This window comes from Bradyrhizobium ivorense, from assembly GCF_900696085.1.
Classification (GTDB): domain Bacteria; phylum Pseudomonadota; class Alphaproteobacteria; order Rhizobiales; family Xanthobacteraceae; genus Bradyrhizobium; species Bradyrhizobium ivorense.
The window spans coordinates 555,186-570,823 of the sequence record NZ_CAADFC020000004.1 but is presented as its reverse complement, the minus strand read 5'-3'; the positions used below and the strand labels follow the sequence as shown (position 1 = coordinate 570,823).

Here is a 15,638-nt window from a genome sequence, read left to right as displayed (position 1 = left end):
CCAACCCTATGGTGCTAGATCCGCCTGCCCGCCCTTTCCCAATACGGATCGCGCAGCCGGCGCTTGAAGATCTTTCCGGAATCCTCGCGCGGCAGGTTGCTCTGGATCTCGATGTGTTTTGGCACCTTGTAGTCGGCGAGCGCGGTCTTCAGCTGGGCCCGGATCGCACCGATGTCGAGCGTCACGCCCGGCTGCGGCTCGATCACCGCCATCAGCGCCTCGCCGAATTCGGCGTCGGGGATGCCGAACACCGCGCAGTCGTGCACGCCGGGGACGGCATGCAGCACCGCCTCGATCTCGGCCGGGTAGATGTTGACGCCGCCCGAGATCACCATGTCGCGCTTGCGGTCGCAGATGAAGACATAGCCGTCCGCGTCGATGTAGCCGACGTCGCCGGAGGTGATGAAGCCCTGGCGGTCGATCTCGGCGCGCTTCTCCGGCTTGTTGTGATAGGTGAAGTCGGGGTTGCCTGATATCCGCGAATAGATCTCGCCGATCTGCCCCTGCGGCACCTCACGGCCGTCATCGCCGATGAAGCGGAGCTCGGCGCCGGGCGAGATCTTTCCGACCGTGCCGGGCTTCTTCAGCGCATCCTCGGAATTGGCGAAGGTCACGGCGCCGGACTCGGTCGAGCCGTAGAATTCGTAGATCACCGGGCCCCACCACTCGATCATCGCGCGCTTGACGTCGGGCGGACATGGCGCCGCGGCATGGATGATGTGGCGCAGCGACGACATGTCGTATTTGCGGCGCACCTCTTCCGGCAGCTTCATCAGGCGAATGAACATGGTCGGCACCATGAAGATGGTGTCGATCCTCTCGCGCTCGATCAGCCGCAGAAATTCCTCAGCATCGAAGCGCGGCATCAGCACCAGCGCACCGCCGAGCTTTCCCGAGCGAAGGCCGAAGGAATTCGGCGCGGAGTGGTAGAGCGGCCCGGGCAGAATTGCGCGCGCGCCGGGTTTCAGGCCGTAGATCATCGCCCGCATCGCCTCCGCATTGGCGGTCTGCGCGGGCGTCGGCGCGAAGCGGCGCACGCCCTTGGGATGGCCCGTGGTGCCGGACGTATAGATCATGTTCTGCGGCTGCGGCACCGCCGGCCCATCATAGCGCGGGAATTGAGCGAGCCAGGGTTCGAAATCGATCGCGAAATCGGGCGTCGCGAGCTGGTCACGATCGATCTTGTAGTTCGCGAGGATTTCCGGCGGCGTCGGCACGCTGAGCACGGTGACGTCGGGCGGGATCGCGCCGCGCAGCGGATGCAGCATGTCGGCATGACCGATCAGGACGCGGCTGCCGGAGTCGGTCAGCACGTAGTTGATCTCTTCCGGCTTGAAGTGCCAGTTGATCGGCACGCCATAGGCGCCGAGCCGCATCGCCGCATAGGCCGCCTCGATGAAGGCGATGTCGTTGCGCATCAGCATGCAGACGCTGTCGCCCGGCTTGACGCCGAGCCTGCTTAGCCCGCTGGCGATGCGGTCGGTGCGCTCGGCGACGGCGCCATGATCGCGCCGGCGCTCGCCGCTGATGATGCCTAGGAAGGGTTTTGGCGTTTCCATTTGTCGTGGTCCGACCTTTCGTCGGTTTCATCGGTCATTCCGGAGCGCACGAAGTGCGACCCGGAATGACAGTCATCACACATCCACAAACTTCGGCGCGCGCTTGTCGAGGTTGGCGCGCACCGACTCGGTCTGGTTCGGACTGCCGATCAGCTTCTGCTGCTCGACCGACTCCGCAAGCAGCGCGGGGCCGGGATCGACCGAGAGATTGTTCAGCATGCGCTTCGCGGCGCGGATCGCATCCGGGCTCTTGCCGGCGATTTCGCGCGCGACCTCGAACGCTGTGGCACGCGGATCGTCGCAGATCCGGGTGGCGAGGCCGTAAGTCTGGGCCTCCTGCGCCGAGAAGATGCGGCCGGTGTAGGTGAGCTCGCGCAGAATATCGTCGCGCACCAGGCTCGCGAGGATCGGCGTGCCCGCCATGTCGGGGACCAGGCCCCACTTGATCTCCATGATCGACATCCGCGCGTCGGGGCTAAGGAAGCGCATGTCGGCGCCGAGCGCGAGCTGGAAGCCGCCGCCAAAGGCAACGCCATGGACCGCGGCGATCACAGGCACCGGCAGCTGACGCCAGCCCCAGACCGCCTGCTGTGCGAAATTGGCCTTGCCGTGGGTGCGTGCCGTGAGGTCGCGGTTCTCGCCGCCCGGCACTCCATTACCGCCCTTTTCCTTCATCGCGGCAAAGCGCCCCATGTCGAGACCGGCGCAGAAGGCGCGACCCTCGCCCGACAGCACCACCACCCGCAGGCCTTTTTCGTTGGAAAGCCGCGCGGTTGCGGCCACCAGCGCCTCGAACATCGCGGCGTCGAGCGCGTTCATCTTGTCGGCCCGCACCAGGCGGACATCGGCGATACCGTCCGAAATCGATATCGAAACCCGATCTTCCATTGAAATCTCCTCCGCTGTTCGTCGTTGGCGCTTTACAGAAAGGCCGTTGTCCGGTTTTAGTCAATCGACCAATTAACACAACCCCGAGGGAGGGAACGATGTTCAGCGACCAGCTTCTCGCCGGACGCCGCATTCTGGTAACCGGAGGCGGCACCGGGCTCGGCAAATCCATGGCGTCGCGCTTCCTGCAGCTCGGGGCCGAGGTCCATATCTGCGGCCGCCGCAAGATCGTCTGCGACGAGACCGCGACCGAACTGATGGCCGAATATGGCGGCCGCGTCGTCAGCCACGGCGTCGATATCCGCAACGCCATGGCGGTCGACGAGATGATCGAGGCGATCTGGACCACCAGCGGTCCGCTCACCGACCTGATCAACAACGCCGCCGGCAATTTCATCTCGCGCTCCGAAGAGCTGTCGCCGCGCGGCTTCGATGCGGTCGCCAACATCGTGATGCACGGCACCTTCTACGTGACGCATGCGGTCGGCCGCCGCTGGATCGCCGGCGGTCACCGCGGCAACGTGGTGTCGATCACGGTGACCTGGGTGCGCAACGGCTCGCCCTATGTGGTGCCGTCGGCGATGAGCAAGTCGGCGATCCACGCCATGACGATGTCGCTCGCGACCGAATGGGGCCGCCACGGCATCCGCCTCAACACCATCGCGCCCGGCGAGATCCCGACCGAGGGCATGAGCAAGCGGATCAAGCCCGGCGACGAGGCCGGCGCGCGCACCAAGGCGCTGAACCCGATGGGCCGTGTCGGCACCATGGAGGAGTTGCAGAACCTCGCCGTGTTCCTGATCTCCGGCGGCTGCGACTGGATCAACGGCGAGACCATCGCGATGGACGGCGCGCAGGCACTGGCGATGGGCGGCAACTTCTACCAGCTGCGCGACTGGAGCGACCAAGACTGGACCAACGCCCGCGAGTCGATCAAGGCGCAGAACGAGAAGGACCGCGCGGCGCGGGGGTGAGGCTACCGCTAGCGCCTCAACCATCGCCGTCGTCCCGGCGAAGGCCGGGACCCATATGTGGACGGCCCCCGTGGCACAAGAGCTTTTTGGTGAGATCGGGTCGCTTGCATCCATATGTCCGGCCTGTTGAGGGCGATCGGATTGATCGCTGGCCAAGATGGTTTGCGCGAAGCGAGCTCCAAACAACCAGGCGGCCTGTTCGCGGCCGATGGGTCCCACGGATTGTCTCGCATCGTTGCTCGATCGATCGCTCCATCTGCTCTTGCAGCTCCGGGTCAGCCGGCGGGCGAGCCCGCCGGCCGGCCAATCTGTCAGGCGGCGACTGTCGGGATCGGGTTTATCCGTGCCGCGTCATAACTTTCCCCCGTCACCATCAGCTTCCAAGCGATGCGGGCCACCTTATTGGCGAACGCCACGGCCGCAAGCTTCGGCGGCTTGCGCTTGATCAGCGCCAGCAGCCAGCGCGAGTGACGGCCTCGCCCATGTCTGGCCTGCTGGATCACCGATGTCGCTCCGATCACCAGCAGGCGGCGCAGGTCTTCGTCGCCGGCCCGGGTGATCTTGCCAAGCCTGGTCTTGCCGGCGGTGGAATGATCCTTCGGCGTGAGGCCGAGCCAGGCCGCAAAGTGACGGCCGGAGCGGAACGCGTGTGGATCGGGCGTCTTCATCACCAGCGCCGTGGCAACGATCGGACCGACCGAGGGGATCTGCGCCAGGCGGCGGCCCGTGGCGTCAGCCCGGTGCCAGGCTATCAGTTTGGCCTCGATCTCCCGCAGCTCAGTCTCGAGCCTGGCATACTCGCGGCCGAGCATGACAAACAGCTCGCGGGCCAGAGTGGGAAGCGTCTCGTCCTGCGCAATCCGCGCCAGCAGCGGCTCGATCTTGTCGGTCCCTTTGGGCGCGATCAGGCCGAACTCCGCCGCATGGCCGCGGATCGTATTGCCAAGCTGGGTACGCCGGGCGATCAATCCATCGCGGACCCCCGTCAGCATCAGCGCCGCCTGCTGCTCGGCGGTCTTGACCGGCACAAAGCGCATGCTCGGCCGGCCCATCGCCTCACACAGCCCTTCCGCATCCCGCCCGTCGTTCTTGTTCCGCATCACGTAGGGCTTCACCAGTTGCGGAGCCATCAGCTTCACCTCATGGCCGAGCTTGCCAAGCTCCCGCGCCCAATGTTGCGAAGCCCCGCAGGCCTCTATCCCGATTGCAGTCGGCGGCAGTTGGGCGAAGAACTCCAATACCTGCCTGCGCGAAAGCCTCTTGCGCAGCACCACGCGTTCCTCGGCATCAACCCCATGCAGCACAAAAATATGCTTCGACGTATCCATGCCAATGCGGATAATCTCTCTCACGGACGGCTCCCTTGTCTGAGATTTGCAACAACCTCATTCTGGCACAACTGATGCCGTAGGGGGCCGTCCACACCATCAACCACCGCTGCCCGCATTGAACAAGACTCGGGCCGCTATCCCGTCTAAGAACCAATTTCGGTGGCTATGGGTCCCGGCTCCCGTGCGCAATCGCGCACTCGGCCGGGACGACGAGAGTGGACGGTTCATGAATTCACGGGTCTGGCAAAACCCTCTGCAAAACCCCTGGCGCTTGCTGCTGGCCATCAACGCCGCCGTGCTGGTCGGGGTGTTCCTGCACAAGATCCAGCTTCGGCCCTTCGTCCCCTACATCCACCTGTTGGTCGACTACCACTACGGCTTCACCAAGCGCGCGCTGATCGGCGCCGTCGTCGCGCTGTTCACCGACAAGGTGCCGGTGTGGCTGGTGTTTGCACTCGCCGGCGCGATCTGGCTGCTGACGTTCGGCCTGTTCGCAAAACTGTTTCGCCGCACGTTTGGTTTCGATGACGCGCAGCTTCCGCTGTTCGTTTTCATCGCGGGATCGCCGTTCTTCCTGAAGAATTTCATGCACACGCTCGGCCATTTCGACATCTATGGCTGCGCGCTGACCATCGTGCTGCTGCTGATCCCGGCGCGTTCGATCGCCTATGTACTCGCGGCCGCGCTGGCCTCGATCGTGCTGATCCTGATCCACCACATCTTCGTCCTGATGTACGTGCCGACGATCGCGGCCATCGTGGTGCTGCGCTTCTATCTCGTGCAGGGCGTGACCCGGCTGAACCTTGCGGCCGGGATCGGCGCGCTTGCCGCGGTCGGCATCCTGTTCCTGGTCGCGCAATTCGCCGGCACCGTGCCGGTGCCCTATGACGAATTCATCCGGCATCTGCAGGGCCGGATGGCCGATCCCTCGCGCACCGACCTGCTGCAGTTCGGCTACATCTGGTACCAGCCGCTGGCGAAGGAGATCGCCGACACCTGGGGGCGCATGCCCTCGAACATCCTGGGCATCCCGGTGTTCGCGCTGCTGATCTGGCTGCACACGCCGCTCTGGCAATACTTCGCGCGGCTGATCGGCGCGCTGGCGAGTGAATTGCACCGCCGGATCGTCGTCGCGGCGCTCGTGATGATCGGCGCCGGCTATCTCATCATGTTCGCGATCGTGTTCGACTATTCGCGCTGGATCTCGAACTGGGCGGTTTGCATGTTCCTGATGCTGCATGCGGTAAAGATGCTGCCTGCATCGAAAGAGGTGTCGATGATCCCGCCGGACGATCGCAACACGAACATCTTCGGCTGGGTCATCACGCTGATCCCGCGCGTCGGCATCGTACGGCCTTTTTAGTTGGAAGCATGATCTCCGCGCAAACGCGTCCCGCGTTTGTCGCGAGGGAAAACCGTTTCACACTTTTCCGGATCACGCTCTAACGCGCCCGCCGGACACGCACATACAGCGCGCCCTCGCCGCCATGGCCGACATGCGCCTCCTCGAAGCCGACGACCAGCGAGCGGAATTCCGGCAGGCTGAGCCATTCCGGCACCTGGCGGCGGAGGACGCCGCGCTCGGTGTCCGGGCTGCCGGCCTTGCCCTTGCCGGTGATGACGAGCACGAAGGTGAGCCCATCATGATGGGCGCGCTGGAGGAAGGCGAACAGCACGCGATGCGCGCGGGTCTGCGTCATGCCGTGCAGATCGAGCCGCGCATCGATCTCCTGCCGGCCGCGCGACAGTTTTGCGCGCTCGCGCCGGCCGATCGGCGCCAGCGGCGGGATTGGCGGCCGCGGCGCCGGCGCAGTCTTGACGGGCGCCGCCGGCTTGACCGGAGCAGGCTTTGCCGCGACGTGGTGGGTAACGGGTTCAGATGCCGGCGCATGCGCCTTCGCGGCACTCGGTTTCTTGCGCAGCGGCTTGACGTGTTTTGCGACGCTCTCCCAGAGCGCGCGCTCTTCCTCGCTCAGCGCACGCTTGCGCCGCGACGGCGCGGAGAGATCGGGGATCGGCGCTGGGCGTTTCATCGGTAGCGGTGATGGCGAGTGCGCCGGTAGCGCCGCTTCTCCTGAACTTGCGGAATATCGGGCCGGGCTGCCGGCAGCGGCACCGGTTCTGCCACAGGTGCGGCCTGTGCGACAGGGGTCGTCCCGACCGGCGGGGCATCCTTCGCGGCGGGATGGCCCTTGGCCGCATTGCCGGCCGTTTCCCTCGCCGGATCCTTTGCAGAATCCTTCGCCGTGCTCCGGGCGACCGTTGCCGTCGGCAGGTCGGCCGATTTCACCGCCGGCTTGTCCTTGTCAGGATCGGTCTGCGGAAACAGTTTTGCGATCTTGGCCGACGGCCGCTCGTCCGGGACCGGCAGCTTGCGGCCGCGCGCCACCGGATCGAGGCCCTTCGGCACCAGCATGACGAACTGCATGTTGTGCCGCAGGCGGCCCGAGACCTTGCCGGCATCGGCGCCGGCGCCGAAATAGAGGTCGGCGCGCGCCGGGCCAACAATCGCCGACCCCGTGTCCTGCGCGATCATCAGCCGGTGGAACGGCGTCTTCGACAGCTCGGATTCGATCGGCAGCTCGCCGGTGATGAAGAACGGCGTGCCGTAGACATGCAGCGCCTTGTCGACCGCGATCGAGCGGCCCGCCGTCAGCGGCACGCCCTGGGCGCCGACCGCCTCGTCCTTGTCCGACAGCGGCACTTCGCGGAAGAACACATAGGCGCGGTTCTGCCGCCGCAGCTCGTTGGCACCGTCGGGGTTGTGCTCCATCCACTCCCGGATCTTCTGCATCGACATCTGATCCTTCGGGATGATGCCGCGGTCGATCAGGATGCGGCCGACCGCCGTATAGGGGTAGCCGTTATGCGCGTCGTAATTGATGCGCAGCGTGGTGCCGTCGTCGAACTTGATCCGGGCCGAGCCCTGGATTTGCGCGAACAGCAAATCGGTCTGGCTCTTCAGCCAGGCGAGCTCCAGCCCGCGGCCGGCGATCGCGCCGTCCTCGATCTGGGCGCGGTCGTAATAGGGCACCAGCTTGCGGCGGCCGATCTTGCGATACACCGGCCCGCTGTTGGGCAGGCCGACCGAAGCCTGGGTCTTGCCGCGCACGAACAGATTGGACGGCCGGCGATAGACCGGGACGTTGTAGACGTCGGTCCGCGTCCGCGAGCCGTCGAGCACCGGCTCGTAATAGCCGGTGACGAAACCGGCGTCCTCGCCGAGCCGCGAGATCCGCAGCGGCACAAAATTCTGCTCGAAGAAATCCTTCGCCCTGGCGCGGTCGGAAATCTCCAGCCCCTTGGCGATCCGGCAGGGATCGCGCAGCGAGCCGCCGAGCGCCTTCGCTTCCGCCTGGCCGTGCTGGGCCGCGATCGGCTTGCAGCTGGTCCGGAACGCCTTGTAGGCGGCGAGCTGATCGTCGTCGCTCCAGCCGGGGACATTGGCGAAGGCGAGCGGCTGATACTGGCTGCCGCCGACCTGCAGCGGCAATTCCAGATTGGGATAGGGCAGCGCGCGGCTGTGCTCGTGCCGTGGGGCGGCGTGCCGGGTTCGGTAATGTTGTGCAGCGATCGCCGCCGTGGAGCAGACCACCGCGAGCGCGCAACTCGCGACGGCGAGGCGTCCGTAGCTCAGATGTCTAGTGAGCGCTTCCAGTGCCAACCAGCTTCCAGTTCGGATCGCGGGAAGTCGAGTCGCGGGCGAATGTCCAGACGTCAGTGATGTCGGCGACCTTGTCCGGGCTGCCGTCGACGATCGTGCCCGCCTTGTCGCGGGTGACCGAAATCATCTGCGACACGAAGCGGACGGTCAGCTGCGCCGAACGGTCACGCGTTTCGGCATTGACGATCTCGGCCTTGTCGATCGACACGAACCGCGTCTCGGTCTTCTGCTCGTGCTTCTCGCGATCCTTGATCGCCGTCTCGAAGCTTTCATAGACCTCAGTCGACAACAGATCCTTAAGCGCGCGGCGGTCGCCATTGGCGAAGGCCAGCACGATCATCTCATAGGCGGAACGGGCGCCGGACAGGAAATGCCGCGGATCGAACGAGGAATCCTGGGTGGCCACGGCATCGAGGCCCTGCGCCAGGGCGGTGCCGGGTTCCGCGACCCCCTTCCAGCGATCGGTCGGCTCGACCGGCTCAGTCGGCGCCGCGGCGGTCGGCTGGTCGATCACCGATCCGGGCATCGGAACGACGTTATTGTCCTGGCCGCGCTGCACGACGTTGGGCGCGGCACGATCATAGGGCGGCCGCTCGCTTCCCGTGCGCTGTCCGAGTACGCTGCGCAGGCGCAGGAAGATGAACACAGCCAGCGCCAGGAAGATGATGGTGTAGATATCCACGTCGAATTCGCTTTCTGATCTCTGCCGGCAACCGGCCGGCCGTCCAAACGTTCCCGGTGGGGAACGGCAGAGATTACATCACCGATTAAGTCCGCAGCATGTAGGCACGAAACTATGCTCGGCCAATGGCGCTTTTTGGCACGGGCAAGTGTAGCGGTTTTACCGCCGAGGGGAAACCCGTCCCGTCCAGGAAATCGCGCATCTTCAATAATTTAGGAAGCCGTTAATGGATTGGGCAGAGCTGCGGAGATCCGCCTTGGCCCACCGCTTGTGCCCCTTCGTCGTCCTTGTGGAGCAAGCCGGGCCTATGATAGCCGTTCGCGCGGCATTCGGCATTTCCAACACCTTAGCGCGTGCCGACGGACATCCTGTCATTCGCGCATCGCTTCAGGAGACATTTCATGACCAACGGCAACGGCGCACCTGTCGAACAGGCTCCTCCCCAGCTCAACGTGCTGGCGCAGTACACCAAGGACCTCTCGTTCGAGAACCCGAACGCGCCGGCCTCGCTCGGCCCGCAGCAGCAGCAGCCGGCGATCAACATCCAGATCAACGTCTCCGCCAACAACCTCGCCGAGAACGAGTACGAGGTGGTGTTGTCGATCGAGGGCAAGGCCGAAGGCGGCGGCAAGGTGATGTTCAGCTTCGACCTCGCCTATGCCGGCGTGTTCCGGATCGTCAACGTGCCGAAGGAGAATTTGCACCCGCTGGTCATGATCGAGTGCCCGCGGCTGCTGTTCCCGTTCGCCCGCGAAATCGTCGCAACCGCAGTCCGCGACGGCGGCTTCCCGCCTTTGATGCTGGATCCGGTCGATTTCGTCGGCCTCTACCGCCAGAACATGGAGCGCCAGGCCGCCGCCCAGGCCGCCAGCGGCGCCAAGCCGAGCTGAGCTGATTGGCGTTCCTGAAGCCTAACCCGTCATCCTGAGGCGCGAGCTCTTGCGAGCCTCGAAGGATGAGTCGGCCCGGCTGGTGGCCGTCGACCCTTCGAGGGCCGCTGAAGAAGCGGCCACCTCAGGGTGACGGGGATATATTTTGGCGCGCGGCCTCTCCCACCGTCGTCCCGGCGAAGGACGGGACCGATAACCACCGAAGGTTATTGTTGCGCGACGCTGGGGCCACAGCTTTCTTTAACAACCCAACCCTGTGGTAATGCGTCCCGGCCTTCGCCAGGACGACGGACATGGGGAGGCCGCGCGCCTCGGGATAACCGGTCACGCCGCCGGCGCTGCGGCTGCCGCGGACGGCGGCGGCAGGTAATCGTTCCAGATCGGCTTGTCGCCGAGGGTGGCGACAAAGGCGCGGTGGGCTTCGCGGTCGGCCTCGCTGACCCGTGCCGCCAGCGGGACTTCGCGGTGCCGCCGCGGCATATCGCCGTAGCTGCCGGAGCGGGCATCAGCCGCCTCCGACGCCAGAATGAGCTGCGACTGCCGCGCTCCGATCAGGTCGATATAGACCTCGGCCAGCAATTCGGCGTCGAGCAGCGCGCCGTGCTTGGTGCGGCGAGAATTGTCGATCGCATAGCGCGAGCATAGATCGTCGAGCCGGTTCGACACGCCGGGATGCTTGCGGCGCGCCAGCAGCAGCGTGTCGACCAGACGATCCTTCGGGATCGCCGCCCGCTTGATGCGGTCGAGCTCGGCGTTGATGAAGCTGATGTCGAACGAGGCGTTGTGGATCACCAGCGGCGTGTCGCCGATGAAGGCCAGAAAATCGTCGACCACCTCGGTGAACAGCGGCTTGCTGGCCAGGAACTCGGTCGAGAGCCCGTGCACGGCGAAGGCTTCCGCCGGCATGTCGCGCTCGGGATTGATGTAGACGTGAAAGGTCTGCCCGGTCGGCATGCGGTTGAAAATCTCGATGCAGCCGATTTCGACCAGCCGATCGCCGCGGAGCGGATCGAGGCCGGTGGTTTCGGTATCGAGAACGATTTCACGCATGAGACGACAGGACCCGGAGGCGGGCGAATCACTCGCGCCGCTGCGGCATCTTAACAACCTCGGCCAGAATGTCGCGGATGCGCGCCCGCACCGGGTCGAGTCCGTGCGAGGTATCCACGATGAAATCCGCCCGCTTGCGCTTCTCGGCGTCGGGCATCTGCTTGGCAATGATGGCGTCGAGCTTCGCCGCATCCATGGTGCCGCGCGCCAGCACGCGCTCGCGCTGCAATTCCGGCGAGGTGGTGACGACGACGACGGCATCGACGCGCTTCTCGCCGCCGGTCTCGAACAGCAAGGGGATATCGAGCACGACGACGGGCGCGCCGGCGGCCTCCGCATCGGCAAAGAACTTTTGCCGCGAGGCGCCCAGCATCGGATGCACGATCTGCTCGAGCTGCTTCATCGCCGCGGCATCGTGCACCACGCGCGCCGACAGCTTTGCGCGGTCGACCTTGCCGCCGGCCGTGGTGCCGGGAAACGCCGCCTCGATCGCCGGCGCCGCCTCGCCTTCGTACAGCCGATGCACCTGGGCATCGGCGTCGTACAGCGGAACGCCGGCTTCGACGAACAGCTTTGCGGTGGTGGATTTCCCCATCCCGATCGAGCCGGTCAGTCCAAGGATCAACATCGGATCAACAATCTCTTCGTCCTCTCGCCGGTCAACAGCACTTATACCGCGAGCAATTTCTCGCTGCGCAGGAATGCCAGCAGCGACAATAGCGGCAGGCCGAGAATGGTAAAATGGTCGCCCTCGATGCGCTCGAACAGATGCACGCCAAGGCTCTCTAGCTGATAGGCGCCGACGCTGGTGGTCACCGCGGCGCCGGCCTGGTCGAGATAGGCCTCGATCTCGTTCGCACTGAGCCGGCGCATCGTCATGCGGGCCACGCTCACATCCGTGAAGGGGGTTTTGCCGTCGCGTGCGACTGAGACCGCGGAATGCAGCTCATGGGTCCGGCCGGCCAGCAGGGCCAGTTGCTCGGCGGCCTGGGCCCGGCCCGCCGGCTTGCTGAACAGACGCTCGCCCAGCGCCAGCGTCTGATCGGCACCGACGACATAGTGACCTAACTTTTGTCTCGAGACGAACAGCGCCTTCTCGCGCGCCAATAGCGCGGCGATCTCGCCCGGCGCGGTGAGACCGGAATCGTGCTGCACGGCGCGCTCGTCGATATCGGCCGGCAGCGCCTCGAAATCGAGGCCGGCATTGTCCAGCAGCATTTTTCGCGCGCGGCTCTGCGACGCAAGAATCAGCTTTTGTTGTCCGCGCCAGATGCTCATGAGGCCGCGATCATTCCGGCGGCCGCGCGCGCAAACGGTCATTGTAGAGCTTCATGACCGCAGCCGCCGTCTCCTCGATCGAGCGCCGCGTCACGTCAAGCAGCGCCCAGTTGAATTTCGCGCTCAGGCGGCGCGCGAAGGCGACTTCGTCGGCCACCGCCTGCTTGTCGATATAGGTTTCATTGTCGCGGTCACCCATGGTGAGCAAACGATTTTGCCGAACCTGAATCAGCCGCTCCGGCGTCGCGTGCAGGCTGACCACCAGCGGCTTCTTCAAGGTCTCGAGCTGGTGCGGCAGCGGGATGCCCGGCACCAGCGGCACGTTTGCAGTTCGGATGCCGCGGTTGGCGAGATAGATCGAGGTCGGCGTCTTCGAGGTGCGGGACACGCCGACCAGGACGACGTCGGCCTCCTCGAGACCTTCGACATGCTGGCCGTCGTCATGCATCATGGTGAAATTCAGCGCATCGATGCGGGCAAAATATTCGGCGTTGAGCACGTGCTGCGCGCCGACGCGCCCCGTCGTGGCGGCACCCAGATACGCCTCGAACAACTGCATCACCGGCCCGATGATCGACAGGCTCGGAACGTTGATCTCCCTGCACTTGGCCTCGAGCCGGCCGACCAGATCCTTCTCCAGCAGCGTGAACAGCACGATGCCGGGCGATTCCTCGATCTCGTCGAGCACGCGATCGAGCTGCTTCTGGCTGCGCACCAGCGGATAGACATGCTCGACCGCGGTCACGTTGGCGTATTGCGCGGCGACCGCGCGCGCCACGGTGATCAGCGTCTCGCCGGTCGAATCAGACACCAGATGCAGATGGAAATAGTTGGAGGTGTTGGGCACCAGAACCCCTGTCTATCCTGTGAATCCCTGTGGAGGTCGAGGACGAAAATTGGCGGCTGCCGACCCGCCCCTGAATATCTCGTCCCTTTCTTCACAGCACCTCGACAAAGGATAAGTCGAGGTCATGGCCGCGATGATAGTGGGTAGGTGTGGATTTGTCTCTTCATAAGCTGACCACAGGGACGCGCAAGCAACTGAGTCGAACAACAGATTCCGGATGCCTGTGCCGGCTGGTCGGAATGTTGAGGGATGTGAACAAGCCTGCGGGAACGGCGGGATCGCCTTGCGTGAGTCAAATCCACCGTCACCTAGACTCAAACCTAAGATTCTAAAATTAATAGGTTTAGGAAAGCGGAGCTTGCGGATAAGTATCGGTCCCTCGCTTGAAGAGCTTGGTCAGCAACGCTGAGACCGTCCGAGCTGTTCCCTGAAAGGCAATCGCGCGATGTACGAGTGGATCAAGGCGCTGCACATCATCGCCGTTATCTCCTGGATGGCGGGCATGCTCTATCTGCCGCGGCTGTTCGTCTATCATTGCGAGGCCGAGGCCGGCTCAAAGCAGTCCGAGACCTTCAAGGTCATGGAGCGGCGGCTTTTGAAGGCGATCATCAACCCGGCGATGATCGTGACCTGGCTGGCCGGCCTTTACCTGGTCTGGGACAGACAGTGGTATTTTTACGGATGGTTTCACGCCAAATTTATGCTGGTGTTGATCATGTCCGGTATCCACGGTTTTTTGTCTCGCTGCGTGAAGGACTTTGCCGCCGACCGGAATCAGCGCAGCCAGAAATTCTATCGTATTATCAATGAAGTACCGACGTTACTGATGATCCTGATCGTGATTCTGGTGGTCGTGAAGCCATTCTGAGAGGCTTCTCGATGCTCAAGAAGCATGCTTCAGTCCTTCTTGCGCAGCGGAGACCGATTTTCTATATAGTGATTATCCCACCCCACGCAGGCGGATGGTCGCGCTCCGGTTCTTTTCGAACCGGCGCCGCATCAGGTTTGAAGCCTCATTGGCACTTTCCTGGCTGAGACCTGCGGACCTTCCCTTTGGCGTCCGCTTTTTCCAAAGCCTCGCATCCCTTCCCTACTTACTTCCTCACAGGACGACCCCCATGCGGGAAATCAAACTCCAGGACCTCAAATCGAAAACGCCGGCCGAGCTCGTCTCGTTTGCGGAAGAGAACGGGGTCGAGAATGCCAGCACCATGCGCAAGCAGGAGCTGATGTTTGCCATCCTCAAGCAGCTCGCGATCGCCGAGACCGACATCATCGGTGAAGGCGTCGTCGAGGTTCTGTCCGACGGCTTCGGCTTCCTTCGTTCGCCCGACGCGAACTACCTGCCCGGCCCCGACGACATCTACGTGTCGCCCTCGCAGATCCGCCGCTTCGGCCTGCGCACCGGCGACACCATCGAAGGCCATATCCGCAGCCCGAAAGAAGGCGAACGCTATTTCGCGCTGCTGAAGGTCAACACGCTCAATTTCGAAGATCCCGAGAAGTCGAAGCACAAGGTCAATTTCGACAACCTGACGCCGCTGTTTCCGAATCAGCGCTTCCGCATGGAGCTCGAGGACTCGACCAAGAAAGACCTTTCCGCGCGCGTCATCGATATCGTCGCGCCGATCGGCAAGGGCCAGCGCGCGCTGATCGTGGCGCCGCCGCGCACCGGCAAGACCGTGCTGATGCAGAACATCGCGCACTCCATCACCGCCAATCATCCCGACTGCTATCTGATCGTGCTGTTGATCGACGAGCGTCCGGAAGAAGTCACCGACATGCAGCGCTCGGTGAAGGGCGAGGTGGTGTCGTCGACCTTCGACGAGCCCGCGGTGCGTCACGTCCAGGTCGCCGAGATGGTGATCGAGAAGGCCAAGCGGCTCGTCGAGCACGGCCGCGACGTCGTGATCCTGCTCGATTCGATCACGCGCCTCGGCCGCGCCTACAACACGGTGGTGCCGTCATCCGGCAAGGTGCTGACCGGCGGCGTCGACGCCAACGCGCTGCAGCGCCCGAAGCGCTTCTTCGGCGCGGCGCGCAACATCGAGGAGGGCGGTTCGCTGACCATCATCGCGACCGCGCTGGTCGATACCGGCAGCCGCATGGACGAAGTCATCTTCGAAGAGTTCAAGGGCACCGGTAACTCCGAGCTGATCCTCGACCGCAAGGTCTCGGACAAGCGGACCTTCCCGGCGATCGACATCGCCCGCTCCGGCACCCGCAAGGAGGAGCTGATCACCGATCCGCAGGTGCTGAAGAAGATGTACGTCCTGCGCCGCATCCTCAATCCGATGGGCACCATGGACGCGATCGACTTCCTGCTCGACAAGCTCCGCAATACGAAGAGCAACTCCGAGTTCTTCGATTCCATGAACACCTGAGGCCGGCCGCCTCGGAAGAACAGGGCGCTCCGTTCACGCGGGGCGCCTTTTCTTTTGCGCGTTATGCTGCAGCAAGGGTGCAGCATAGGAT

Annotated in this window: 15 protein-coding genes; 5 read left to right on the top strand and 10 right to left on the bottom strand. The window is 64.2% G+C overall.

The window, feature by feature from the left end; genetic code table 11:
* Positions 1-14: 14 nt before the first annotated feature.
* Positions 15-1,559 (bottom strand): acyl-CoA synthetase, encoded by a 1,545-nt coding sequence (locus tag CI41S_RS03525; RefSeq protein WP_139857450.1) that lies wholly within the window; start codon positions 1,557-1,559, stop codon positions 15-17.
* 75 nt (positions 1,560-1,634) lie between these two features.
* Positions 1,635-2,447, bottom strand: a complete 813-nt coding sequence (locus CI41S_RS03520) for a crotonase/enoyl-CoA hydratase family protein (RefSeq protein ID WP_139857449.1) — start codon at positions 2,445-2,447, stop codon at positions 1,635-1,637.
* A 98-nt stretch (positions 2,448-2,545) separates the two neighbouring features.
* Between CI41S_RS03520 and CI41S_RS03515 the strand changes: the two genes are divergently transcribed.
* Positions 2,546-3,421 (top strand): SDR family oxidoreductase, encoded by an 876-nt coding sequence (locus CI41S_RS03515; RefSeq protein ID WP_139482006.1) that lies wholly within the window; start codon positions 2,546-2,548, stop codon positions 3,419-3,421.
* A gap of 311 nt (positions 3,422-3,732) precedes the next feature.
* On the opposite strand, the gene CI41S_RS03505 is transcribed toward CI41S_RS03515, so the two are convergent.
* Positions 3,733-4,773, bottom strand: a complete 1,041-nt coding sequence (locus tag CI41S_RS03505; protein ID WP_139857447.1) for an IS110 family RNA-guided transposase — start codon at positions 4,771-4,773, stop codon at positions 3,733-3,735.
* 205 nt (positions 4,774-4,978) lie between these two features.
* On the opposite strand from CI41S_RS03505, the gene CI41S_RS03500 reads away from it, so the two are divergent.
* Positions 4,979-6,115: a hypothetical protein gene (locus CI41S_RS03500; protein ID WP_139857446.1), complete on the top strand. Its 1,137-nt coding sequence runs from the start codon at positions 4,979-4,981 to the stop codon at positions 6,113-6,115.
* Positions 6,116-6,194: 79 nt separating this feature from the next.
* Here the strand turns inward: CI41S_RS03500 and CI41S_RS03495 are convergent, their stop codons facing one another.
* From CI41S_RS03495 to CI41S_RS03485, 3 genes are read right to left on the bottom strand one after another with little or no spacing between them, the layout of a single operon-like run.
* Entirely contained in the window at positions 6,195-6,785 is a 591-nt protein-coding gene (locus tag CI41S_RS03495) for a Smr/MutS family protein (RefSeq protein ID WP_139857445.1), read from the bottom strand.
* The gene (gene mltA, locus CI41S_RS03490) at positions 6,782-8,416 is read right to left on the bottom strand and encodes an MltA domain-containing protein (protein WP_172627895.1); all 1,635 of its coding nucleotides are present in this window, start codon (positions 8,414-8,416) and stop codon (positions 6,782-6,784) included. The genes CI41S_RS03495 and mltA overlap by 4 nt, the downstream gene beginning before the upstream one ends.
* On the bottom strand, positions 8,394-9,098 hold the full coding sequence (locus tag CI41S_RS03485) for a Tim44/TimA family putative adaptor protein (protein WP_139479585.1): 705 nt from the start codon (positions 9,096-9,098) through the stop codon (positions 8,394-8,396). Before CI41S_RS03485 ends, mltA begins: the two co-directional genes overlap by 23 nt.
* A gap of 401 nt (positions 9,099-9,499) precedes the next feature.
* On the opposite strand from CI41S_RS03485, the gene secB reads away from it, so the two are divergent.
* Entirely contained in the window at positions 9,500-9,988 is a 489-nt protein-coding gene (gene secB / locus CI41S_RS03480) for a protein-export chaperone SecB (RefSeq protein ID WP_139857444.1), read from the top strand.
* A gap of 324 nt (positions 9,989-10,312) precedes the next feature.
* Here the strand turns inward: secB and dnaQ are convergent, their stop codons facing one another.
* Genes dnaQ through CI41S_RS03460 form a run of 4 tightly spaced genes read right to left on the bottom strand, consistent with a single transcriptional unit; the run spans position 10,313 to position 13,163 of the window.
* Positions 10,313-11,038, bottom strand: coding sequence for a DNA polymerase III subunit epsilon (gene dnaQ / locus CI41S_RS03475; RefSeq protein WP_139857443.1), 726 nt, complete (start codon positions 11,036-11,038; stop codon positions 10,313-10,315).
* Between the two features lie 28 nt (positions 11,039-11,066).
* Positions 11,067-11,666, bottom strand: a complete 600-nt coding sequence (gene coaE / locus CI41S_RS03470) for a dephospho-CoA kinase (protein WP_139857442.1) — start codon at positions 11,664-11,666, stop codon at positions 11,067-11,069.
* Between the two features lie 41 nt (positions 11,667-11,707).
* Complete coding sequence (locus CI41S_RS03465; protein WP_139857441.1) at positions 11,708-12,316, bottom strand: Maf family protein; 609 nt, start codon at positions 12,314-12,316, stop codon at positions 11,708-11,710.
* 10 nt (positions 12,317-12,326) lie between these two features.
* The gene (locus tag CI41S_RS03460; RefSeq protein WP_139479580.1) at positions 12,327-13,163 is read right to left on the bottom strand and encodes a pyruvate, water dikinase regulatory protein; all 837 of its coding nucleotides are present in this window, start codon (positions 13,161-13,163) and stop codon (positions 12,327-12,329) included.
* A gap of 445 nt (positions 13,164-13,608) precedes the next feature.
* Between CI41S_RS03460 and hemJ the strand changes: the two genes are divergently transcribed.
* Positions 13,609-14,031 (top strand): protoporphyrinogen oxidase HemJ, encoded by a 423-nt coding sequence (hemJ, locus tag CI41S_RS03455; protein ID WP_139479579.1) that lies wholly within the window; start codon positions 13,609-13,611, stop codon positions 14,029-14,031.
* 250 nt (positions 14,032-14,281) lie between these two features.
* Positions 14,282-15,547: a transcription termination factor Rho gene (gene rho, locus CI41S_RS03450; RefSeq protein WP_021078151.1), complete on the top strand. Its 1,266-nt coding sequence runs from the start codon at positions 14,282-14,284 to the stop codon at positions 15,545-15,547.
* The last annotated feature ends 91 nt before the right edge of the window (positions 15,548-15,638 follow it).